Origin of the sequence: Brevibacterium pityocampae (assembly GCF_039541555.1) — a bacterium.
In the GTDB taxonomy this organism is placed as follows: Bacteria; Actinomycetota; Actinomycetes; order Actinomycetales; family Brevibacteriaceae; genus Brevibacterium; species Brevibacterium pityocampae.
In genome coordinates this window covers 1-21,479 of the sequence record NZ_BAABGL010000004.1, presented here as the reverse complement: position 1 = coordinate 21,479, position 21,479 = coordinate 1, and the positions used below count along the sequence as shown (strand labels likewise).

The 21,479-nt window shown below is 69.0% G+C and carries 18 protein-coding genes and 1 tRNA gene; 11 read left to right on the top strand and 8 right to left on the bottom strand.

From position 1 onward, the window contains the following. The first annotated feature begins 39 nt into the window (after positions 1–39). Positions 40–2,928: a dTMP kinase gene (tmk, locus tag ABD883_RS04360; protein ID WP_345030169.1), complete on the top strand. Its 2,889-nt coding sequence runs from the start codon at positions 40–42 to the stop codon at positions 2,926–2,928. Further along, positions 2,925–4,091, top strand: a complete 1,167-nt coding sequence (locus tag ABD883_RS04355; protein ID WP_345030167.1) for a DNA polymerase III subunit delta' — start codon at positions 2,925–2,927, stop codon at positions 4,089–4,091. The genes tmk and ABD883_RS04355 overlap by 4 nt, the downstream gene beginning before the upstream one ends. Positions 4,092–4,139: 48 nt before the next feature. On the opposite strand, the gene ABD883_RS04350 is transcribed toward ABD883_RS04355, so the two are convergent. Beyond that, a complete protein-coding gene (locus ABD883_RS04350; RefSeq protein WP_345030165.1) occupies positions 4,140–5,252 on the bottom strand; it encodes a M20/M25/M40 family metallo-hydrolase in 1,113 nt (370 codons plus the stop codon). 106 nt (positions 5,253–5,358) lie between these two features. Here ABD883_RS04350 and ABD883_RS04345 point away from each other — a divergent pair. From ABD883_RS04345 to ABD883_RS04325, 5 genes are all read left to right on the top strand, one after another. Next, a tRNA-Thr gene (locus ABD883_RS04345) sits at positions 5,359–5,431 on the top strand. 179 nt (positions 5,432–5,610) lie between these two features. Beyond that, the gene (locus ABD883_RS04340) at positions 5,611–6,486 is read left to right on the top strand and encodes a universal stress protein (protein WP_345030163.1); all 876 of its coding nucleotides are present in this window, start codon (positions 5,611–5,613) and stop codon (positions 6,484–6,486) included. 41 nt (positions 6,487–6,527) lie between these two features. Continuing rightward, positions 6,528–7,166: an NUDIX hydrolase gene (locus ABD883_RS04335; protein WP_345030161.1), complete on the top strand. Its 639-nt coding sequence runs from the start codon at positions 6,528–6,530 to the stop codon at positions 7,164–7,166. A gap of 22 nt (positions 7,167–7,188) precedes the next feature. Continuing rightward, entirely contained in the window at positions 7,189–8,664 is a 1,476-nt protein-coding gene (locus ABD883_RS04330; RefSeq protein ID WP_345030159.1) for an RNB domain-containing ribonuclease, read from the top strand. Between the two features lie 272 nt (positions 8,665–8,936). After that, the gene (locus ABD883_RS04325) at positions 8,937–9,485 is read left to right on the top strand and encodes a histone deacetylase (RefSeq protein WP_276087679.1); all 549 of its coding nucleotides are present in this window, start codon (positions 8,937–8,939) and stop codon (positions 9,483–9,485) included. Between the two features lie 16 nt (positions 9,486–9,501). On the opposite strand, the gene ABD883_RS04320 is transcribed toward ABD883_RS04325, so the two are convergent. The 3 genes from ABD883_RS04320 to ABD883_RS04310 all read right to left on the bottom strand — a co-directional run bounded on the left by ABD883_RS04320 (position 9,502) and on the right by ABD883_RS04310 (position 11,124). Beyond that, positions 9,502–9,801: a helix-turn-helix domain-containing protein gene (locus tag ABD883_RS04320; RefSeq protein ID WP_254668848.1), complete on the bottom strand. Its 300-nt coding sequence runs from the start codon at positions 9,799–9,801 to the stop codon at positions 9,502–9,504. Between the two features lie 11 nt (positions 9,802–9,812). Beyond that, on the bottom strand, positions 9,813–10,163 hold the full coding sequence (locus ABD883_RS04315; protein ID WP_137318085.1) for a type II toxin-antitoxin system RelE/ParE family toxin: 351 nt from the start codon (positions 10,161–10,163) through the stop codon (positions 9,813–9,815). Positions 10,164–10,446: 283 nt separating this feature from the next. Next, on the bottom strand, positions 10,447–11,124 hold the full coding sequence (locus ABD883_RS04310) for a TetR/AcrR family transcriptional regulator (RefSeq protein ID WP_345030155.1): 678 nt from the start codon (positions 11,122–11,124) through the stop codon (positions 10,447–10,449). Positions 11,125–11,178: 54 nt separating this feature from the next. Here ABD883_RS04310 and ABD883_RS04305 point away from each other — a divergent pair, with 54 nt between their 5' ends. Genes ABD883_RS04305 through ABD883_RS04295 form a run of 3 tightly spaced genes read left to right on the top strand, consistent with a single transcriptional unit; the run spans position 11,179 to position 16,086 of the window. After that, positions 11,179–12,792 (top strand): carboxyl transferase domain-containing protein, encoded by a 1,614-nt coding sequence (locus ABD883_RS04305; protein ID WP_345030154.1) that lies wholly within the window; start codon positions 11,179–11,181, stop codon positions 12,790–12,792. Position 12,793: 1 nt separating this feature from the next. Further along, positions 12,794–14,911, top strand: coding sequence for an acetyl/propionyl/methylcrotonyl-CoA carboxylase subunit alpha (locus ABD883_RS04300; RefSeq protein ID WP_345030153.1), 2,118 nt, complete (start codon positions 12,794–12,796; stop codon positions 14,909–14,911). After that, positions 14,908–16,086 carry an acyl-CoA dehydrogenase family protein gene (locus ABD883_RS04295; protein WP_345030152.1) on the top strand — a complete coding sequence of 393 codons (1,179 nt, stop codon included), beginning with the start codon at positions 14,908–14,910 and terminating at the stop codon, positions 16,084–16,086. Before ABD883_RS04300 ends, ABD883_RS04295 begins: the two co-directional genes overlap by 4 nt. A gap of 130 nt (positions 16,087–16,216) precedes the next feature. On the opposite strand, the gene ABD883_RS04290 is transcribed toward ABD883_RS04295, so the two are convergent. Genes ABD883_RS04290 through ABD883_RS04275 form a run of 4 tightly spaced genes read right to left on the bottom strand, consistent with a single transcriptional unit; the run spans position 16,217 to position 20,730 of the window. Continuing rightward, on the bottom strand, positions 16,217–17,371 hold the full coding sequence (locus ABD883_RS04290; protein ID WP_345030150.1) for an NAD(P)/FAD-dependent oxidoreductase: 1,155 nt from the start codon (positions 17,369–17,371) through the stop codon (positions 16,217–16,219). Further along, positions 17,368–18,852, bottom strand: coding sequence for a sodium:solute symporter family protein (locus ABD883_RS04285; protein ID WP_345030148.1), 1,485 nt, complete (start codon positions 18,850–18,852; stop codon positions 17,368–17,370). The genes ABD883_RS04290 and ABD883_RS04285 overlap by 4 nt, the downstream gene beginning before the upstream one ends. Further along, positions 18,849–20,033 (bottom strand): N-methyl-L-tryptophan oxidase, encoded by a 1,185-nt coding sequence (gene solA, locus ABD883_RS04280; protein ID WP_345030146.1) that lies wholly within the window; start codon positions 20,031–20,033, stop codon positions 18,849–18,851. Before solA ends, ABD883_RS04285 begins: the two co-directional genes overlap by 4 nt. After that, positions 20,023–20,730, bottom strand: coding sequence for a GntR family transcriptional regulator (locus ABD883_RS04275; RefSeq protein ID WP_345030144.1), 708 nt, complete (start codon positions 20,728–20,730; stop codon positions 20,023–20,025). The genes solA and ABD883_RS04275 overlap by 11 nt, the downstream gene beginning before the upstream one ends. 216 nt (positions 20,731–20,946) lie before the next feature. Here ABD883_RS04275 and ABD883_RS04270 point away from each other — a divergent pair, with 216 nt between their 5' ends. After that, complete coding sequence (locus ABD883_RS04270) at positions 20,947–21,441, top strand: hypothetical protein (protein ID WP_345030142.1); 495 nt, start codon at positions 20,947–20,949, stop codon at positions 21,439–21,441. The last annotated feature ends 38 nt before the right edge of the window (positions 21,442–21,479 follow it).

Genomic DNA, 21,479 nt, shown 5'->3' with positions numbered 1-21,479 from the left:
TGTGACGCCGTGTCCGTGCCGGGTCGTAGAGTGGATGGCGTGAATACTACGGATCACCGCTCTGCCTCCCGGCCGGATTCCGCAGCGCCCCCGGCCTCCCTCGGCCCGGTCGCCGTGGAGGTCACCGGGTGGATGGTGATGTTCGCCCTCACCGCGCTCGCCTTCGGGATCGCCGGTCTCCACGGGGTCTGGCGGGTGCTCGACCCGGGTGCCGCGCACCGGATCGCGGAGTCCTTCGCGGACACCTCCTTCTCCCTTCCGCAGGCCGCCGGCGCCCTGCTCGTCGTATTCGTGCTCGTCGCCGCCGGGGTGTTCGTCCCGCATTCGGTGTTCAGCAGGCTGAGCACACCGGCCGGCCGCGGGCTGCTCGCCGGCGGGGCGGCCGCGACCGCCGTGGCGTCGGTGTGCGTGTTCTTCTTCCCGGTCGTCTGGCTCATCTGGATCACCGCGCTGTTCCTCGGGATCACCACCGCGCTCCTCGTCCTCCAGGCCCCGCACCTGCACCGCAAGCCCTGGCGCACCGCCGGGGTCGCCGCGGTCCTGCTCCTGCTCACCACCTACGCCTTCCAGATCGTCGGCGGCACCCAGGCCGGCATCAGTGGTGTGCGCTGGTACCTGCTCATCGGCGCGGTGCTGCTCTTCGTGTCCTCCGCCCTCGCCATGCGCGCACCTGCCGGTGCCGGAGACCCGGTCACCGGGGCGTTCCCCGCCGGGTCGGCCGGCCAGGCGCTGCGCGGTCCCACCCCGATCGCCCGGCCGTGGGCGTGCTACCTGCTCTTCGGCGTGCTCGGCGCCGTCCTCGCCCTCGCGCAGCCCGCCGTGGCGGACCACCGGTTCGGGCAGGCCGGATTCGCCGTCATCGTGTGCGCCGCGTTCCTCGGCTGGGCGGTCGGCTACGAGGCCGGTCCGACCTTCGCCCCCGGCATGTCGCGCCCCCGCCTGACCTCCCTGGCACTGCTCACCGCCGGAGTGCTCACCCTGGCGCTCGGGATCATCGAGGAGCTGTCCGGCAAGGCCGTCCTCACCGCGATCGTCACCTTCGCCGTCGGCGTGGGCGTCCGCGCCCAGCGGTACGACTTCTCCCGCAGCATCGGGGTCGGCGCCGGCGTGGTCGCAGCGCTCCTGCTCACCATGCTCGACCTCGACACCGTCGTCGCGCTCAGCGAGAACGCCTCCTGGAACATCAGCGCCACCACCGTGGCCTACTCCGTGGTCGGGCTGGTGGCGCTCGTCGGCGGCATCATCGCGCTCTTCACCTTCTCCCCGCACGGCATCCAGGGTCTCGGCGTGGACCTCGTCCACGCCTTCCGCACCCCCGCGGTCGCCGCTGAACGGGCCGAGGTGCCCGCCGCCTCGGAACTCGCAGCCCACGCCACCGAGCACGTCACCGGGCCGGGATTCTTCATCGCCGTCGAGGGCGGTGACGGCTCGGGGAAGACCACCCAGATCCAGCTCCTCGACGAGCACCTGCGCGCCCGCGGCATCGGCCCGGTCGTCCTCACCCGGGAACCCGGCGGCACCGACGCGGGGCGCGCCATCCGCGAGGTCGTGCTCGGCGGCTCCGGGGTGGCGCCGCGCAGCGAGGCGCTGCTGTTCGCCGCCGACCGCGCCCACCACGTCGCCTCGCTCATCGGCCCGGCGCTCGAGCGCGGTGAGACCGTCATCACCGACCGCTACATCGACTCCTCGCTCGGCTACCAGTCGGCGGGCCGTGAGCTCTCCACCGAGGACATCGCCGGGCTGTCGCGCTGGGCCACCGAAGGCCTGGTGCCGCACCTCACGCTCGTCCTCGACATCGACCCGGAGACCGCCGCGCAGCGCACCGCCGCCCGCGGCGAGGAGAACCACCTCGACCGCGAGGACCTCGCCTTCCGCCGCCGGGTGCAGGAGGCGTTCTTGGTACTCGCCTCCCGCGAACCCTCCCGCTACGCCGTCATCGACGCGAACCGGGAACCTGCCGCCGTCGCCGCGGACATCGCCGCGGTCGTCGACGCGCACATGTCCTCCCGCGGCGACCACCGGTCGCAGAACCACCCGCACGCCGGAGGACTAGCCGCGCCTGGTGACACCGCACCCTGCGGCACTGGAGCTTCCGGCACAGCACCCCGCGGTACTGTACCTTCCGACACCGCACTTCCCGGCACCGCGGGGCAGCGGCACGGCAGTGCAACCCAGCATCCCGGCAGCACAGCCCAACAGCCCGGTAACGCAGCCGAGCAGGCCGGTAACGCAGCCCAGTCCGGCCCATCGGCATCGGCGTCGCCGGTGTCTGCGCCTGCCTCGGACGAGGCGGAGACCACCGTGCTCGGCGCCCCGCCGGCGGGCAGCGCCACTGCCGGCAGCGACCCGTCCGAAGCGGAGACCACGGTGCTGCCCGCCTCGGCCCCCGGCCGCGGAGCTCCCGGTGAGGACGACCCCACCACGGTCCTGCCGCCGGCGGTCCCTGGCGGCACAGGGTTCGGCGAGGACGATCCCACGACCGTGCTCCCGGCCCGCCACGCGAACCGTTCGGCACCCGGCTCCCAGCCGCCGCTGGGATCCCGGGCACCGGAGCCGAACCCGCACGCAGCGCCCCGGCAGCCCGCGGGCCCCGCGGCGAGTGAGACCGCTCGGATGCCGGTCGTCGTCCCGGCTGCAGGAACCGGTCCGGCCGCGGGAACCGACCCGGCTGCGGGAACCGACCCGGCTGCGGGAACCGGTCCGGCCGCGGGAACCGGCGGGGACGCTGCCGCCGATCCGGAGGCTGAGAACGCCCGGGAGATGCCGCTGCCGCACTTCCACCAGCGCGTGAGCCGCGACCGGCTCGTCGCACAGGCGGAACTCGAGCGGCAGGCCCGCGAACGGCTCCGCCAGTCCCGGCTCCGGCGCTCCGGCCGGGAGCAGCCGCGCGACCGCGGCGGGTACGACCCGAACGGCGGCTCCCGGTGAGCGTCTGGGACGAGCTCGTCGGCCAGGACACCGCGATCGAGCAGCTCCGGCAGGCGGCCCGGGCCACCGACTCCGGCGGCGCCTCGGCGGCGATGACGCACGCCTGGCTCATCACCGGCCCGCCCGGCTCCGGCCGCTCGAACGCCGCGCGCGCCTTCGCCGCCGCGCTGCTGAGCCCGGACCGCGGCGAATCCCGCAGCCCCGCCGCGCAGCGGGCACTCGCCGGGACGCACGAGTCGATGACGATCATGGCCACCCAGAAGTCCCTCATCACCATCGACGAAGTGCGCGAACTCGTGTCCCAGGCGCAGAGCGCCCCGGTGAACGCCCCGTGGCGGGTGATGATCATCGAGGACGCGGACCGGATGGCCGAACGCACCTCGAACGTCCTCCTCAAAGCGATCGAGGAGCCCCCGCCGGCCACGGTGTGGATCCTCTGCGCGCCGAGCCCGCAGGACGTGCTGACCACCATCCGCTCGCGCTGCCGCAGCGTCACTCTGCGCATCCCGCCCACCGAGGCGATCGCCGAACTCCTGCAGACCCGCGACGGCGTCGACTCAGAGACCGCACTGTGGGCGGCAGCCGCCGCGCAGAACCACATCGGGCGGGCCAAGCACCTCGCGACGAACGACGACGCCCGCACCCGGCGGGCCCGGATCCTCGACATCCCGCAGACGCTCACCTCGCTCGGCTCCACCGTGCGCATGGCCGGACGGATCGTCGAAGAGGCGACCGAGAGCGCCAAGGAGCGCTCCGCCGAACGCGACGCACACGAGCGCGCCGCCCTCCTCGAGACCCTCGGGGTGGAACCGGGCAAGGCCGTGCCGCCCGCGGTGCGCGGACAGGTCAAACGGCTCGAGGAGGAGCAGAAGCGACGCTCCACCCGGGCGCGCAACGACGAGATCGACGCGATGCTCCTCGAGCTGCTCTCGCTCTACCGCGACGTGCTGCTGTGCCAGCTCGGACTCACCGAGGGCTGGATCAACCGCGGTGATGAGGAGCGGATCCGGGAGCAGGCAACTGCCTCGGACGCGCTGAGCACCCTGCGCCGGATCGACGTCATCGGGCAGGCCCGGACCAGGCTGAGCACGAACATGACCCCGCTGCTCATCGTCGAGGCCGCCTTCATCGGGCTGTCGAACCCCTGGCTCACCGCGGACTGAACGCACGCGGGCGCCGGAACGGGCCGGCCGGCACTCGCCCCAAACCGATCAGTCGAGGATGAGCTCACCGACGAGGTCGCGGACGAGCTCGACCCGCCGCGGGATCCACGTCTTCACGGCATGCTCGCTGTCGGCGTGCGAACCGCCGCCCACAGTGCCGAGCCCGTCGAGCGTGGGCGTGCCGATGCCGGCGGTGAAGTTCCCGTCGGAGCCGCCGCCCACCGCGATCGACCGCAGCGGCGGGTGCCCTAGCCGGCCGGCGATCCGCTGCGCACGGCCGTAGAGGCCCATCGACTGGCGCGGTTCGAGCGGGGCGCGGTTGATCCCGCCGCGCAGTAGCAGGCGGGCGCTCGGGTGGACCGGTGTGAGCGAGCGCAGCGCGGCGTCGACGCGGAGCTGCTCGGTGACGTTCGTGGCGCGGGAATCGATCCCGACCTTCGCGAGCGCCGGCACGGTGTTCGACGTGGTCCCGGAGTGCAGCACCGTCGGCACCACGGAGGTGCCCGCCTTCGCGTCGCCCATCTGCGCGATCTTCAGCACCTGGTGGGCCACCTCGGTCGTGGCGTTGATGCCCTTCTCCGGCTCGACGCCGGCGTGGGAGGCGCGACCGCGCACCTCGAGCTCGTAGATCGCGACCCCCTTGCGGGCGATCTTCACCGCCCCGTCGCCGCCCCCGCTCTCGAACACGAGTGCCGCACGCGCACCCTCGGCCTCGGCCTCGATGAGCGGGCGGGAGGTGAGCGAGCCGAGCTCCTCGTCGCCGGTGACGAGGAGGCTCACGCCGTCGAGCAAGGCACCGCGCGCCTGCAGGGCGGCCAGGGCGTAGAGAGCGACGAGCACGCCGCCCTTCATGTCGTCGGCACCGGGACCGCGGATGATGCCCTCGACGTCGGAGAACGGCAGGCGGCGGATCGTGCCGAGCGGCCACACGGTGTCGTGGTGGCCGATGAGGACCACGCGGCGCGGGCCATCGCCGAACCGCCACAGCACGTGCGGGCAGCCCTCGACGGTGACGATGCGCGGAGCGACGCCGAGCAGCTCGGTGCCGATGCGGGAGAGGAGGTTCGCCGAGCGGACGAGCGATGCCGGGTCCGAGGACGGCGATTCGCACTCGATGAGCTCCTCGAACTCACGGGTGAATCGCTGCAGATCTATGGCCACGACGGCTGGGTCCTTTCGGGGTGGGGCGCCACCTCACTCTACCGCTCGGGGTCGCGGCACCCGCGGTTTTGACCGGTTCAGGGCCGCCGGTTACCCTGTACTGGTTGCCTCCTTAGCTCAGTCGGCAGAGCGTCTTACTCGTAATAAGAAGGTCGCCGGTTCGATTCCGGCAGGAGGCTCGCACTCGAGGCCCCGTCACCACCCGGTGACGGGGCCTCGCCCGTTCTCGGACCCACTGCCGGCCCGACGCACACCGGCGCTTGCGACTACCACCGGACCGCTTTGTTCTCTAGGATCGGGGGAACAGACGTTCGGCGAGGTCATTCCCGGTCCGCGCACCGGGAAGCGAGGTGGAGCAATGCAGATCAACGGCGAGATCATCGTCGGCATCGACGGATCCCGCGCCTGCCGCGAGGCCGCCGCCTGGGCCCTCAAGGAGGCCCGCCACCACGGCGTCGGCGTGCGCCTCGTCTCCGTCGTCGCCCCGAGCGCCCCCGGCTCCGCTCCCACCGATGAGGCCCGTGCCGCCGCTCAGCAGGCCCTCGACTCCGTCTCCGCGCAGCTGAGCGAGCTCCTGCCCGACGCCCGGTTCGACACCGTGCTCGAAACCGGCGACCCCGCCGAGGTGCTCGCCGCGAAGTCCGAGCACGCCGGCCTCGTCGTCATCGGCCAGCACGGCTCCGACCAGCGCACCGGTGGGCGGATCGGCACGATCTCCTCCGGCCTGCCCGGCCACGCCCTGTGCCCCGTCCTCATCTACCGCGACACCGAGGCCAGCGAGTTCGACTCCGCCGACGCCCACGTCACCGGCGGGGGAGGGGTCGTCGTCGGCCAGGACACCTCGGACTACGCCGGGGTCGCCGCACTCGACGCCGCCGCCCACGCCGCCCGCACCGGCGCGGAGCTCACCATCGTCGTCGTCACCACGCCGCTGCGCGACGACGCCCGCGTGCGCGCCCAGACCGAGCTCGACATGGCCTGGCTGCGCTCCCAGGTCCCCGGGCTGAGCGTGCGCACCGAGTTCGTCGAGGGCGACCCCGTCGACGTCCTCACCGAATGCTCTGCCGGCGCGGACCTGCTCGTCATGGGCAAGCGCGGCCTCGGCCGGTTCTCGAGCATGCGCGTGCAGCTCGGACGCACGAGCTCCCAGGTGCTCGACGCCGCGCAGTGCTCGCTGCTGCTCGTGCCCTTCCGCGACGACCCGGCGCTCGCGCACCGCCGCAGCGCCGACTGAGCCCCGGCTCGACCCTCGCGCCCCATGACACCTGCGTCCCCATGACATCGGATCTCACCGCGTTCCCGCGGCCGTCCCTCGCCGTCGACACCGCCACCTTCTCCGTGGCCGAGGGGGCCCTCCACGTCGTGCTCGTCACCGACCGGCACGGCCGGCTCGTGCTCCCCGGGACCTTCGTCCACGAGCGTGAGCGCCTCGCCGCCGCAGTGCTGCGCAGCCAGGCGCAGAAGGCCGGGATCTCCGGGCGTGAACCCCAGCAGCTCAAGGTGTTCGACGACCCGGACCGCGACCAGCGCGGCTGGGTCGTCACCGTCGCCCACCTCGACGTCGTCGAGGCCGAGGTGGTCCGCGCCGGGATCGCCGCCGGCCGCATCACCCTCGTCCCCGCCGTCGAGGCGGCCCCTGGCGGGTCGATCAGCCTGCCCTACGACCAGCCGCGCGTCGTCGCCGAGGCGCTCGCCCGGGTGCGCGCCGACTACGCCGACATCCCGGACCCGTGGCGGCTCCTTCCCGGCTCCTTCACCCTGCGCGACCTCCAGCTGCTCCACGAGGCGATCCTCGGCGAGGAGCTGCAGCGCGACGCCTTCCGCCGCCGCATGGAACCGCTGCTCCAGCCCACCGGGGAGATGACCGACGGCCGCCGCGGCCGCCCCTCCCGGCTGTTCGTGCACCGGACGTAGGGACCGGCAGTAGGGTGCTGTCATGATCTCCCACCGGATGCGCGCCCACCTGCCCGGCCCGGTCCTGACCGAGGCCTACGACCGGATCGCCGCCGAGCTCCCGCAGGAGTACCCGCCCGAGGCCCTCGCCGAGGCGCAGGCCGCCGTCGCCGAGCTCACCGACCCCAACGCACCCGGTCACGACGGCATTGACGGTGAGCGGGAGGACCTCACCGAGCTCGCCTTCGTCACCATCGACCCGGACGGGGCGACGGACCTCGACCAGGCGATGCACCTCGGCGACAGCCCCATCGAGGGCGCCCGCTGGCGGGTGCGCTACGCGATCGCCGACGTCGGCCGGTTCATCCGGCCCGGCGGCGCGCTGGATGCGGAGACCCGCGCCCGCGGCCTCACCGACTACCTGCCCGACCGCCGCATCCCCCTGCACCCGCCGGTGATCTCCGAAGATGCCGCCTCACTCCTGCCGGGAGCTGCGAAGGCCGCCTACGTGTTCGTCGTCGACGTCGCCGAATCCGGGTCCGTCGTCGCCCAGGACCTCGTGCGGGCCGTCGTCGCCTCGGTCGCGCAGCTCGACTACGACACCGTCCAGGCCGACCACGACGCCGGCCGCCCGCTGCACCCGAGCATGGCCGCCCTCCCCGCGCTCGGCGCCGCCCTGCTCGCCCAGCAGCACGATCGCGGCGGCATCGACCTCGCGATCCCCGACCAGGAGGTCGCCCGCAGCGACGAGGACACCTACACGCTGGCGTTCCGGCCGCGCCGGGAGATCGAGGACGCCAACGCGCAGATCTCCCTGCTCGCCGGCCGGGTGGCCGCTGACCTCATGCTCTCCGCCGGCCAGGGGATCCTCCGCACCCTGCCCCGCCCGGATCAGGAGACGGTCGCGGAGTTCACCGCCGTCGTGCGATCGCTCGGCTTCGAGGCGGATGGCACCTACCAGGAGGTCCTCGAGCGGATCGACCACACCGGCGCCGACCCCGCAGCGCTCGCCGTCCACTACGCCTCGCCCATGCTGTTCCGCGGCGCCGGCTACACCGTCATCGAACCCGGCATGGACCCCGAGACCGCAGTGCAGGCCGCGGTCGGCGCACCCTACGCCCACACCACCGCGCCCCTGCGCCGGCTCGTCGACCGGTTCGTCCTGCCGATCGCCTGGGCCGCCGCCCAGGGGGTCGCGGCACCGGAGTGGGCGCTCGCCGCACTGCCCGAGCTGCCGGACCTCATGAGCGCGGCCGGGTCGCGCTCGCGGAAGGTCGAGAACGCCGTCGTCGAGGCCACCGAGGCCGTGCTCCTCGCCGACCGGGTGGGGGAGACCTTCGAGGGCGTCGTCGTGTCCCAGCGCGACGCCAACCGTGACCGCTCGCCCCGGTTCGAGGTGCATTTCCCCGAGCCCGCGGTCGTCGCCTTCGTCGAGGGCGCGGCCGAGGTGGGCAGCCGGATCGCACTCGAGCTCACCGCGGTGGACGTCGCGAGTGGGGAGCTCACCTTCGGCCGGTGAGCGGCCCGTCCTGGCGCTGCGTGCTGCGCATGAAGAACAGGGTGCCTCGCCGTGGGCTCGGAGCCGCGGGCAGGCGATCCGTGGGAGTGCATCCACCGCCGCTGAAAGGCGCTGAGCAATCTTTGAGGAACGCCGTGCTCCATCCGAGGCCGGTGGGAATCGTCTGGTCATCGACGCCGAAACCCCGTGTGAGCTTGAACGACGCCGTCCGAGCCACCAGCGTAGAGAGAGTGTCTGAAACACTTGTCTGGTACGTCAGCTATGGATCCAATATGTCGCGCGAGCGCCTCGCCTGCTATCTGCAGGGCGGCCGGCCGCCGGGCGCGCAGGTGACCTACCGGGGAGCGCGCGACCCCTCGATGCCCCGCGCCGAGGCGGGCGTCGACCTGCCGGGCAGCCTCTACTTCGCCGGTGAGTCCCGCGTGTGGGGCGGTGGCGGGATGGCGTTCTACGACCACGACGTGCCCGGCCCGACCCCGGCCAAGGCCTATCTGGTGACCGCCGGGCAGTTCGCCGACATCGCCGCGCAGGAGATGCACCGCATCCCGGACCCCGAGGACCCGATCGAGGAGATCGTCGTCGGCCTGGAGGAGAACGCCCGCCACCGGGCCGGCCCCGGCCACTACGAGACGCTCATCGACGTCGGCCGCCGTGAGGGCACCCCGATGCTGACCTTCACCGCACCCCACGGCAGTGCCGCCGTCGAGCACACCGTGCCCTCGACCCCGTACCTGTCGATGCTGAGCAACGGCCTGCGCGAGGCCCACGGCTGGACCGCCGACACCATCGAGACGCACCTCCGGTCCTGTATCGCCGCCTGAGTGGTGGGAACGGGTGTCAGGCGACCTGAACCCGTGAGTCTCCGGTGACGAATTCGATGGCGAGGTCGCCGCCCACCGCTTCCAGGTAGCGGCGAATCGTGCCGATCTTCGTACTCTCGAGGTCGCCGCGCTCGATCTTCGAGACCTGGCGCTGTGAGACGCCGATCCGTTGTGCCACCTCCACTTGAGTCAGACCAGCATCGGCCCGCAGTTCACGGAGTCGGTAGGCGCGCACTTCGCTGAGCATCCGTTCCTTGTGCGCATCGACGCGTTCGCGATCGATCGGGTGCTCGGCAAGGAACTCGTTGATCTTCATTGCCATAATGGTCACTTTCCTTCCATGGTGCGCAGATGTTCATCGAAGAGGTCGTCGGCACTCGGGATGTGTCTCCGATACCAGCTCTTCCAGCGTCCCGCCTTGTCTCCAGCGATCAAGAGGATCGCGTGGCGACGCGGGTCGAAGGCGAAGAGGATTCGCAGCTCCGACCGGCCGCTCGAGCCCGGTCGCAGTTCCTTCATGTTCCGGTGGCGAGATGCGACCACGGTGTCCACAAGTGGACGCCCCAGGTGCGGACCATGTTCCTCGAGAAGTTCGACAGCTGCGACGACGTGTTCGCGGGAGTCGTCATCGAGTGACGCGAGCCATTCTGAGATCAGTTCGATGTCAACGACCCACATGACCAAACTATAGAACTCCCAGGTTCTATCGTCAAAGGTTCTGGTGCTGGTTCCCGGGGACCGAGGTGAGGCTGGGTGTCACCTTCTCCTTGCTCGAGCAAGGTGCCGCTCCTCACCTTCACCGACGGGCTCACCTGGCAGGAGATCGTGAATACCGGCGATGTCCCGGCCGACGCCGGCCCCGGCGGCTGTGTTCGCCAGCGAGCGCCGCCCCTGCTCCGGAGGCGGATGAGAAGGGCCATGTGTCCTGAGTCCCCGTCGACCGTGAGTCACCGGCCCACAATCACTTCCGGTAAGCAACCACGTCGGCGACTCCCAGCGTCGCCAGCGCCGCGGCGCGGAGACGTTCGGCGACCACCGCCGTGTCGATCCGGCGCACGACGTAGGGCGTCGAGTTCACCATGCCGAACACCGCGTGGATCGTCACTGTCGCAGCGTCCTCCGACAACCCGGGTGCCTGCCGCCTCAGCGCGGCGACCCACAGCGACACATACTGCCGCTGCAGGCGGCGCAGGCTGCTGCGCGCCTCGGCCGGCAGCGAGGCGAGGTCCCGGTCCTGGATCCGGATGAGCTCGGGCTCGCCGAGCGCGAACGCGAGGTGGAAGTCGACGAGCCGCCGCAGGACGCCCGCCGGGTCGCTCTCCCGCACCACCGCGCCGTCCCCGGCCGAGGCGCCCACACCTTCCGGCCCGCCCCCGCCGGCCGCGATCTCCGCGCCCCCGGCATGGAGGTACTCCGAGATCCCGACGAGCAGCTCGGCGAGGATGTCCTCCTTCGACCCGAAGTGCCGGTAGACCGCCGGACCGGAGATCCCCGCGCCCGCCCCGATCTCCTCGATCGACACCGCCCGGAATCCCGAGGCGGCGAACAGTCGCTTGGCGTGGTCGAGGATCGCCTGCCGCCGCCGGGCCTTCGCGGTCTGCCGCATCGTCGCGCCCGTTCCCTTGTCCATCGTGCTCATGGTCGCTAGGATACCAACTGAGTTAGCCGCAATTAACTGAAATGGGGATCATCCATGAAAGTGATCGGTTCACCGCTGAACACGACCACTGGCGCCACCCACGCCTCGGCGCACGCCGAGCTCATCGCCGAGCTCCGTGAGCGGATCGCCGCCACCGCGCGCGGCGGGTCCGAGAAGTCCCGGCAGCGGCACCTCGACCGCGGCAAGCTCCTGCCGCGCGACCGCGTCGAGCAGCTCCTCGACCCCGGCTCGCCGTTCCTCGAGTTCTCCCCGCTCGCGGCGAACGGGATGTACGACGACGCCTCGCCCGGCGCCGGCATCATCACCGGGATCGGCCGGGTCGCCGGCCGGGAGTGCGTCATCGTCGCCAACGACGCCACCGTCAAGGGCGGCACCTACTACCCGATCACCGTGAAGAAGCACCTCCGCGCGCAGGAGGTCGCCAAGGACAACCGCCTGCCCTGCATCTACCTCGTCGACTCCGGGGGCGCGAACCTGCCCAACCAGGACGAGGTGTTCCCCGACCGCGAGCACTTCGGCCGGATCTTCTACAACCAGGCCACCCTGTCCGCCGCCGGCATCCCGCAGCTCGCCGCGGTGCTCGGCTCGTGCACCGCCGGCGGCGCCTACGTCCCGGCGATGGCCGATGAGTCGATCATCGTCAACGAGCAGGGGACGATCTTCCTCGGCGGCCCGCCCCTGGTCAAGGCCGCCACCGGCGAGGTCGTCACCGCCGAGGAGCTCGGCGGGGGAGCGCTCCACTCCCGCACCTCGGGTGTGACCGACCACCTCGCGGCGAACGACCCGCACGCGCTCGAGATCATGCGCGACATCGTCACCACCCTCGCCCCCCGCCCGGCCCCGGCCTGGGAGCGGGCCGCCCCCGAATCACCCGCCTGGGACCCCGCGGAGCTCACCGCGGTGGTCCCCGTCGACTCGAAGGTCCCCTACGACGTGCGCGAGGTCATCGCGCGGATCGTCGACGGCTCGCAGTTCCACGAGTTCAAGGCCGAGTACGGCTCCACGCTCGTCACCGGGTTCGCCCGCATCGACGGCCACCCCGTGGGCATCATCGCGAACAACGGCGTGCTGTTCGGGGAGTCGGCGATGAAGGGCACGCACTTCATCGAGCTGTGCGACCAGCGCGACACCCCGCTCGTGTTCCTCCAGAACATCTCCGGGTTCATGGTCGGCCGCGACTACGAGGCCGGCGGCATCGCCAAGCACGGGGCGAAGATGGTCAACGCCGTCGCCACCGCCCGCGTGCCGAAGTTCACCGTGGTCATCGGCGGCTCCTACGGGGCCGGCAACTACTCGATGTGCGGGCGCGCCTACTCCCCGCGCTTCCTGTGGATGTGGCCCAACGCCCGGATCTCCGTCATGGGCGGGGAGCAGGCTGCCGGTGTGCTCGCCACCGTCACCCGCGACCAGTACGAGGCCCGCGGCGAGGACTGGCCGGCCGAGGAGGAGGCCGCGTTCAAGGCCCCGATCCTCGAGCAGTACGAGCAGCAGGGCAACCCCTACTACTCGACCGCCCGGCTGTGGGACGACGGGATCATCGAACCCGGTGACACCCGCCGCGTCCTCGCGCTCGCCCTCGAGGCGTGCCGCTACTCACCGCTGACCCGCCCACTCGATGCGCCCGGCTACGGCGTCTTCAGGATGTGACATGCTCTTCGACACCGTACTCATCGCCAACCGCGGCGAGATCGCGCTGCGCGTCATCCGCACCTGCCGCAGGCTCGGCATCCGCACCGTCGCCGTCTACTCCGACGCGGACGCCGACGCTGCGCACGTGCGCGCCGCCGACACCGCCGTGCGGCTCGGCCCGGCAGCCGCGAGTGAGTCCTACCTCGACATCGGAAAGGTGATCGCCGCCGCCCGGGCCACCGGCGCGCAGGCGATCCACCCCGGCTACGGCTTCCTGTCGGAGAACGCCGCGTTCGCCGCTGCCTGCGAGGACGCCGGGATCGTGTTCCTCGGCCCCACTGCGGCTGCGATCCGCACCATGGGTGACAAGATCACCGCCAAGCAGGCCGTCGCCGCCCACGGGGTGCCCCTGGTCCCCGGGGTCGCCGAGGCGGGACTCACCGACGAGCAGCTCATCACCGCAGCCGAGGACGTCGGCTTCCCCGTCCTCATCAAGCCCTCGGCCGGGGGCGGCGGCAAGGGGATGCACGCGGTGTTCGATGCCGCTGACCTCCCGGCCGCGCTCAGGGCCGCCCGGCGCGAGGCGGCGAACTCGTTCGGCGACGACACGCTGTTCCTCGAACGGCTCGTCGCCACGCCGCGCCACATCGAGGTGCAGGTGCTCGCCGACGAGCACGGCACCGTCGTCCACCTCGGCGAGCGCGAATGCTCCCTCCAGCGCCGCCACCAGAAGGTCATCGAGGAAGCACCCTCAGCACTGCTCGATGCGGCGACCCGGGCGCGCATCGGCGAGGCCGCCTGCAACACGGCGCGTTCGGTGGGCTACCGGGGGGCGGGCACGGTGGAGTTCATCGTCGCCGCCGACAATCCGGAGGAGTTCTTCTTCATGGAGATGAACACCCGCCTCCAGGTCGAGCACCCCGTCACCGAGGAGGTCACCGGATTCGACCTCGTCGAATGGCAGCTGCGGATCGGGGCCGGGCAGCGCATCGATTTCGCCCAGGACGAGGTCACGCTCACCGGGCACGCGATCGAGGCCCGGATCTACGCCGAGGATCCCGCCCGCGGCTTCCTGCCCACCGGCGGCACCGCCCTCGACGTCGTGTTCCCGGAAGGGGAGGGCGTCCGCGTGGACGCTGGGCTGGACGCCGGGCAGCGGATCGCCACGGATTACGACCCGATGATCGCCAAGCTCATCGTCCACGCCCCGGACCGCCCGGCGGCCGTCGCGAAGCTCCGCGACGCCCTGCAGCGCTCCGCGGTGCCCGGCATCGTGACGAACATCGACTTCCTCCGCACCCTGCTGAGCCGCGAGGACGTGGTGGCAGGCGAACTCGACACCGGGCTCATCGACCGGATGAGCACGGGCAGCGAGATCGAGCACACGCCGAGCGAGGCGGACTGGGCCTTTGCCGCGCTCGCCGTGCTCGGGGACGCGACGAAGGCCCGGACTTCGGACAGCGTGTGGAACCGGCCGAGCAGTTGGCGCACCTCCCAGCCAGCGGTGCTCCGCGTGCCGCTGACCCACGAGGGCGACGAGCGCCTGATCGGGGTCGACCTCGAGAATGTCGACCTCGCCCGGTTCGAACGCGACGGGGCCGGCAGTGGTGGTGGGGGCACGGCAGGTGCCGGTGTTGCGAGGCCCGCGGGCACCTCGGCCCAGGCGCCCCGCGGCCGGGAGATCACGGTCCGGGAGGACGGGGTGGACCGGCGGGCGCACGTGTGGACGACCCGGGTGATCGACTCCCGCGCGCAGCGGCCGACCCTGGAGATCTGGGTCCGCTCGGAGACCGGGATCTTCCGGTTCACCCGCGCGGTCGCCGACCCGACGCTCGACCCCGGGGAGGCCGGCGCAGAGGTCACCGCCCCCATGCCCGGCTTCGTCATCGACGTGCGCGCCGCGGACGGCGAGGCGGTCGAGGCGGGCCAGCCGCTCATCGTCGTCGAGGCGATGAAGATGGAGCACGTCCTCACCGCGCCCATGGCCGGCACCGTGCACCTCCGCACCGCCGCTGGCGCCCAGGTGGCGCTCGACGAGCTGCTTGCCACCGTGACCGATGACGCGGGCACCGACACTTCTGAGACCAGCGATTCCTCCACCGACGCATCTTCGACAGACAAGGACGGCCAGTCATGACCACGACCTTCACCCCCGGAATGCTCCCCGATGAGTACGAGTCGCTGCGGAAGGGTGTCGCGAAGTTCACCGATGACGACGTCGCGCCGGTGAGCGCGGAGCTCGACGCCAAGCACGAATTCTCCTATGAGCTCGTGGCGAAGATGGGGCAGATGGGCCTGTTCGGCCTGCCGTTCGCGGAGGAGCACGGCGGGATGGGCGGGGACTACTTCGCGCTGTGCCTGGCGATCGAGGAGATCGCGCGGGTCAACCAGTCGCTCGCGATCACGCTCGAGGCCGGGGTGTCGCTGGGTGCCATGCCCATCCACCGGTTCGGCACCGAGGAGCAGAAGCGCGCATGGCTGCCCCAGCTCACCGACGGCTCCGGCCTGGCGGCCTTCGGCCTCACCGAACCCGAGGCCGGCTCCGATGCCGGCGGCACGAAGACCCGGGCCGTGCTCGAAGGCGGCATGTGGACGGTCAACGGCGGCAAGTGCTTCATCACGAATTCCGGGACCGACATCACCCGGCTCGTCACCGCCACCGCGGTGACCGGCACCCGGACGGGCAAGGACGGGGTGGTGAAGCCGGAGATCTCGACGATCATGATCCCGTCCGGCACGCCCGGGTTCACCGTGGAGCCGGCATATGACAAGGTCGGCTGGAACTCCTCGGACACTCATCCGCTGACCTTCGACAACGTGAAGGTGCCGGAGGAGAATCTGCTGGGGGAGCGGGGCCGCGGCTACGCGAACTTCCTCCGCATCCTCGACGAGGGCCGCATCGCAGTCGCTGCGCTGTCCGTCGGCGCTGCGCAGGGCTGCGTGGACGAGTCGGTGAAGTACGCGAACGAGCGGAGGTCTTTCGGGAAGCCGATCGGGGAGTACCAGGGGATCTCGTTCAAGCTGGCTCGCATGGAGGCGCGTGTGGTGGCGGCCAGGGCGGCGTACTACCTGGCGGCCTCACGGATGCTCGCCGGCCTGCCGTTCAAGAAGGAGGCCTCGATCGCGAAGCTCGTCGCCGGCGATGCCGCGATGGACAACGCGCGCGACGCCACCCAGATCCACGGCGGCTACGGCTTCATGAACGAGTACCTCGTCGCCCGCCACTACCGCGACTCGAAGATCCTCGAGGTCGGCGAGGGGACCACCGAAGTGCAGCTCATGCTCATCGCGCGGGAGCTCGGGGTGGGGTGAAGCGTTTTCAACGCGCGGAGTTCTAGGAGCTCATTTCGATGAGTGGGTTAACACCATAGACCTCGCCGGGTGTCCCACAAGCTTGACGAGGGACACCCGGCGACGTTGAAGCGCGAGAGTCAGGCCGCACTCATTGCCGACCGATGAAGTAGTCGAACTCCGCCGGCTCGACTTCGCGGCCGGCGAATCGCGAGGGACGGAAGTCGGCCAAGAGTTCCGAATCCTGTCCCTCGAGCTCTTCGGCCGCAAGTCTGCCGAAGAGTGGACCGAGCGTCATACCGGAGTGGGTGACGATCGTGTACACCTTTCGTGGCTCATCGAGGAAGCCGACGATCGAATGACCGTCCTCTGGGAAGCTGCGGCCGGAGTAGTACACCTTCTCCATCGGGACCTTCTGTCCGAAGAATCGCTCGAGCTCAACCTCCATTTCGGAAGCAACCTCATCGAGCATGCGTTGATTCTGACCCTCTGTCACGCGCTCTTCGAGGCGGGCGACCTGCACCCACATCCTGCCGTCGTGACGTGGCCGGACGTTGAGGCGGTCTGAGATCACGATCCGCTGAAGCGGAACGGTCACCGGCTCGGTGAGTCCGAGAAGACTGTGCGTGCGCGTGGACTGCTCGGCAAGGTCCGCAACGGGGACGAAGAGGCCGGACGCCTGTGCCAATTCTCTCGACCACGCGCCGGTGGCGAGGACCGAGAAATCTGCCGAGATTCCAGTTCCATCTGTCAGGTTCACCTGCGCTCCACGATCATCGGATTCGATGCTCGCCACCTGTGCGATCCGGATCTCGACGCCTCGTTCGCCCAGCACCCGGACGATCTCCTCACCGAGCACGTCGTTGTCGAGCCATGCCTCTTCTGGATAGAAGAGCGCAGACTCGATCTTCTCGGGCCACTGAATCGATGGCTCGAGTGCACGCAACGTGGAAAGATCGATCATTTCGACCGGATATCCCATTTCTTTCGCATCGCTGATCCGCTTCTCGTACGTCGCGGTGCGGGTTTCGGTGAAATCGACCAGCACGTTTCCAGATGGGTGGAACCACGTTCGGTCCGATGGGAACTCCAACTGCAACCGTTTGTGCTCGTCGAGTCCTGATCGGTTGATCTGGTAATACGAGCGAGGGAACTTGTTGTTCGCATTGAGCCATGCGAACGAGCGGTGGCTGGCGCCGGCAAACGGAGCTTCTTTCTCCAGCACTACGACCTCGTGCCCGCGCTCGGACAGCGAGTAAGCGGCAGTCAGGCCGAGAATTCCGGCGCCGATGACGATGATCTTCATGCGCGCTCACCGTCCTGGGTCGAGATGGGTGCTGGCGAGTCCTGTGACGGGTTGTCTTCGACGACATGACCGCCCTCCGAGCGTGCAGGCTTCCAGATCGCAAGAGCGACCGCGTAGGCGATCCCGCTGCCGATGATCCCGAAAACTGCATAGGGGACTGTCGTGCCCATGAGGTATGCAACCCCGCAGGCTGCAAGTCCGACACCCATCGAGAGGAACGCCACCTGCACCGGTACTCGGAAGCGCTTCGAGAGGATGATGCCGAGGAGCATCGGGACAGCGAGGATCGATGCCGAATATGCGTACGTAGCAACGAGCCATTCGAGTGCGCGCGGGTAGATGATCGCCAGCGTTGCTGCGATCACCGTGACGCCAACGGTGCACCAGCGGGACAGCGAGATGGTCTTCTTCTGAGTCGTCTTCTCCTTGATGAGCGCCCCGCGGAGGTCATTGATGAGGTTTGCCACGACGGACTGCAGCGCTGACCCTGTCGTGGAGACGATAGTCGCCATGAGGAACGCGCCGTAGAGGGCCAGCAACCACGTGGGAACCTGGGTGAGGAACCATCCGGCGGCCATCTCTCGACCGTCTTCACCGAGGGAAGGGTTCATCGCTCGGACGGACACGCCGATGAAGAATGCGTAGACGCCGGCGATCATCACCATGATCGCTCCGAGGTAGAGGGACGAGCGTGCGTCCTTTCCGGATTTGGACGCGAAAACGCGCTGGTAGTACAGCTGATTGGTGAGCGTGCCGGGGACGATGGCGAAGAACCATAGGACGATGGTGCCGGCACCGGCCAGCGTCAGACCCTGAGGCATGGTGAACATGTCGTCCGGCACGTTCTCGACGACCTGGCCCCAGCCACCTGCACTCATGACCGCATACACGGCGATCACAATGGACGTGCCGACCATGAAGACGCCGAAGAAGAAGTCCGACCATGCAACGGAGGTGAGCCCGCCGGGCAGAACGAACAGCAGACTGATGATCGCCATGGCGATGATGAGCGGGGTGAACGGAATGCCAGTGACCTCGCTGAAGAGATTCGCGAAGGCCACGAACTGGGTGGCCAGCCACCCGAAGGGCACGAGGATCACCGCGATAGCCACGATGGACAGGAGCGCCTTGTTCTGCCCGTACAGTCGGGTGAAGACTTCAGGGATCGTGGAGAACCGGCCCTTTCGGAGCCAGTTAGCGAACATCGCGATGATGAGCATGCCGACGATGACGAAGAGCTCGTACCAGAAGACCGACAGACCCCACGCATAGCTGATACCGACGTGCGCGACGAGCACGCCACCACCGACTGCAGTGGCGTACTGGGTGAACGCGACGACGATCATCGGCAGGCTGCGTCCACCGACCAGCCAGTCGTCCTCCGTATTGTGTTTCTTGCCGACATAGAATGAGATCCAAGCGCCGATGCCGAGGACGATGCACGCAGTGACGGTGACAAGGGCGATAGTGCCGAAGTTCATGATGAGGCTCCAGTGGTGAAACGGGACGGATTCATGATGTCGAGCGCATCGTTGGACGCTCCCGACGTGATGATGTCGGCGACGACCGAACCGACCATGGGTGAGAATTTGAATCCCTGACCGGACATGCCCACCGCGAGGACGATTCGATCATCGATCGGGCTGGGTCCGACGATCGGCGCACCGTCAGGAGTGAACCCTTCCGTCCATGTCGATACTCGGACTGCTGTCGGATCGAGCCCGGGCATGAGGCGGGCGACCGCGGTCTCAGCGGAGCGGACGAACGCCGGATCGACGAAACGCGAGAGGCTGTCGACATTGTCGATGCGAGGCCATTCGAGATGATGGGTCAGGATCTTCACGCCGACGCCGTCGAGACACGGGAAACCGGAGAACGCGCCTTCTGGGTGTCGGCGGATGGAGATCGGCATTCGTGACGGTTCGTGAACTGCAACGTCAGCGGCTGGGAACCAGCAGCCGACGAGCTGCTTGTTGAAGATGGTCCCGGCGCTGAGGCCTGATAGTTCGGCAGCCCACGGTCCTGTCGCGATGACAATCGAGTCAAACGCATCGGCGCTGTCTGCAGTGTGCACCATGACTCGGTCTGCGAGGGGTCGGATATTCAGCACCTCGCTGTACGGACGGTACGTTGTACCCAATCGGATGCTCTCGTTGCGCGCTGCGAGCACTGCGAGTTCAGGACGAAAGACTCCAGCATTGGGGTCGAACACGCCAATCTCATCGTCATCGACGCCGTACGCGGGAAACTCATTTCGCATGGCGTCGGCATCGAGGACCCGGTGGTCGAGGTCGAGCTCGTCAGCGCATTCGAGAACGGCGGCGACGTCGGGGTGGTCAGGGCGGCCGATGGTGAGACCGCCGCACCATTCGAGCACATGCACGCTCTGCGCGGACTCGAGCTCCTGCCACTTCTCGCCGGAGCGCTGGATGAACTCGACGTACTCCGGGCCCTCCTTGTACAGAGTCCGGAAGATGCGGGACTCGCCGGCAGAGGCGCCCCGATCGTTGGGTGTGTTCCACTGGTCGTAGACGGTGACGGAGTGTCCGCGCTGCGCCAACTGCCAGGCCGACATCGTGCCGATGATTCCAGCTCCGACGACGGCGACACGTCGTTGCTCGCCTTCGATCTGTTTCTGGGTTGCAGGTTTCTCAGTGTTCAATTTGCGTGACCTCCAAAGTGAGTTTGGTGGGGTGGAAAAGCATTTCAAGACGTTCAACCGGCTGACCGTTCCCGGTATGCAGTGTTCGCACTTGCCTGACTACGGGAGTCGTCAGGTCGAGATCGAGACGTTCTGCGTCCGGCTCATCGAGGAGAGTCGCGGAAAGGATGCTCGATGCTCTGAGCTGTGCGATTCCGATCGACGTGTAGTACACCGCGGTTGTCAGGACCGCTAGGTCCTCGTTGAGGATGTTCGGGGCGACAGACAGGTCGAGGACGCAGCGCTCGACGACGATGCCGCGCGAGGAACTGTCGAGCTTTACGCGCACAAGCTCTGCCACCGGGGTGCCGACCGGGAACAGGTCGAGGGCGAGCGGATGTTTCTCCGCAGCGATGACCCGAGTTCCGACGACGCGGTGCAGACCCTCGACCTCTGGGCCATCGGTGGACGCGTGGAGCAGACGCATCAGGCTGCTGCGCAAACCTGTTGACGCCACGATCGTGCCGGAGCCCCGCCGACGTTGGACCAGACCGGTTTCGACGAGTTTGGACATGGCAGTCTGAACCGGGTTGCGGCTGACGTCGAAGCGCTCCATGAGTACCCGCTCCGATGGCAGACGATCGCCCACCACGAGCCGACCGCTGTGGATCTCGCTCTCGATCCACTCGCGGATCTCGACATGCTTCGCTCGCGCCATGGATGTGAGACTAGACACACTTTGTAATCATGGCAACATTAAAGTTGTAATGATGTTTAGATCCGGTTGGTGCCATGACTGAGTCGCTGAGTTCTGCTGAGCGACATCCGGATCCCACTTCGTGGACAGGATTTGGCACAGCCCTTAGTCCGCATAGCGTGTAAGGCGGATCACAACCGCCACCACTCGTGAACTTAATGAGGAGGTTATGACCACATGAGACGTCGTCTCGTCGCCTCGGCAGTCGCCGCGTTGTCATCGCTGATGCTCGTCGCCGGTTGCTCTGCAGAAGCCGAATCCGACCCGCTGGTGCTGCGCGTCGCCTCCGGACTCAGCAGCCAGAATCTGGCGTGGACCGAGGGGGTCGTCCCGTGGATGGAAGAAGTCGAGAAAGCGACCGACGGCGCGGTGACCTTCCAGTCGTTCACAGGCGGTGAGCTCGTCGAGCTCAAGGGCGAGACGCATGCGCTGCAGACCGACGTCATCGACATCGCACTCTTCCTGCCGACCTACCAGCCCGACCAGTACCCGCTCGTCGAGGTCTCGATGCTTCCGCTCAAGCAATCCGATGCCGTCATCGGCTCGAAGGCGTGGAAGAACTTCGTCGAGAGCGACGCCGAGGTCTACGACGGCATGTCCTTCCACGAGTGGGAGTTCGGTTCCAAGTGTCGCGCGTCAGACTTAGTGGCAGGGCCGTTATGTAGGTCCTGAAGGAGAGTCAGGCATGGGTAGACCACCCTCGATTCCGG

Excerpts from the sequence above, each read along its gene's own strand:
- ABD883_RS04340 (WP_345030163.1), top strand. The coding sequence starts at position 5,611 with ATGCAGATCAACGGCGAGATCATCGTCGGCATCGACGGATCCCGCGCC.
- ABD883_RS04335 (WP_345030161.1), top strand. The coding sequence starts at position 6,528 with ATGACATCGGATCTCACCGCGTTCCCGCGGCCGTCCCTCGCCGTCGAC.
- ABD883_RS04330 (WP_345030159.1), top strand. The coding sequence starts at position 7,189 with ATGATCTCCCACCGGATGCGCGCCCACCTGCCCGGCCCGGTCCTGACC.
- ABD883_RS04325 (WP_276087679.1), top strand. The coding sequence starts at position 8,937 with ATGTCGCGCGAGCGCCTCGCCTGCTATCTGCAGGGCGGCCGGCCGCCG.
- ABD883_RS04320 (WP_254668848.1), bottom strand. The coding sequence starts at position 9,801 with ATGAAGATCAACGAGTTCCTTGCCGAGCACCCGATCGATCGCGAACGC.
- ABD883_RS04315 (WP_137318085.1), bottom strand. The coding sequence starts at position 10,163 with ATGTGGGTCGTTGACATCGAACTGATCTCAGAATGGCTCGCGTCACTC.
- ABD883_RS04310 (WP_345030155.1), bottom strand. The coding sequence starts at position 11,124 with ATGAGCACGATGGACAAGGGAACGGGCGCGACGATGCGGCAGACCGCG.
- ABD883_RS04305 (WP_345030154.1), top strand. The coding sequence starts at position 11,179 with ATGAAAGTGATCGGTTCACCGCTGAACACGACCACTGGCGCCACCCAC.
- ABD883_RS04300 (WP_345030153.1), top strand. The coding sequence starts at position 12,794 with ATGCTCTTCGACACCGTACTCATCGCCAACCGCGGCGAGATCGCGCTG.
- ABD883_RS04295 (WP_345030152.1), top strand. The coding sequence starts at position 14,908 with ATGACCACGACCTTCACCCCCGGAATGCTCCCCGATGAGTACGAGTCG.
- ABD883_RS04290 (WP_345030150.1), bottom strand. The coding sequence starts at position 17,371 with ATGAAGATCATCGTCATCGGCGCCGGAATTCTCGGCCTGACTGCCGCT.
- ABD883_RS04285 (WP_345030148.1), bottom strand. The coding sequence starts at position 18,852 with ATGAACTTCGGCACTATCGCCCTTGTCACCGTCACTGCGTGCATCGTC.
- ABD883_RS04275 (WP_345030144.1), bottom strand. The coding sequence starts at position 20,730 with ATGGCGCGAGCGAAGCATGTCGAGATCCGCGAGTGGATCGAGAGCGAG.
- ABD883_RS04270 (WP_345030142.1), top strand. The coding sequence starts at position 20,947 with ATGAGACGTCGTCTCGTCGCCTCGGCAGTCGCCGCGTTGTCATCGCTG.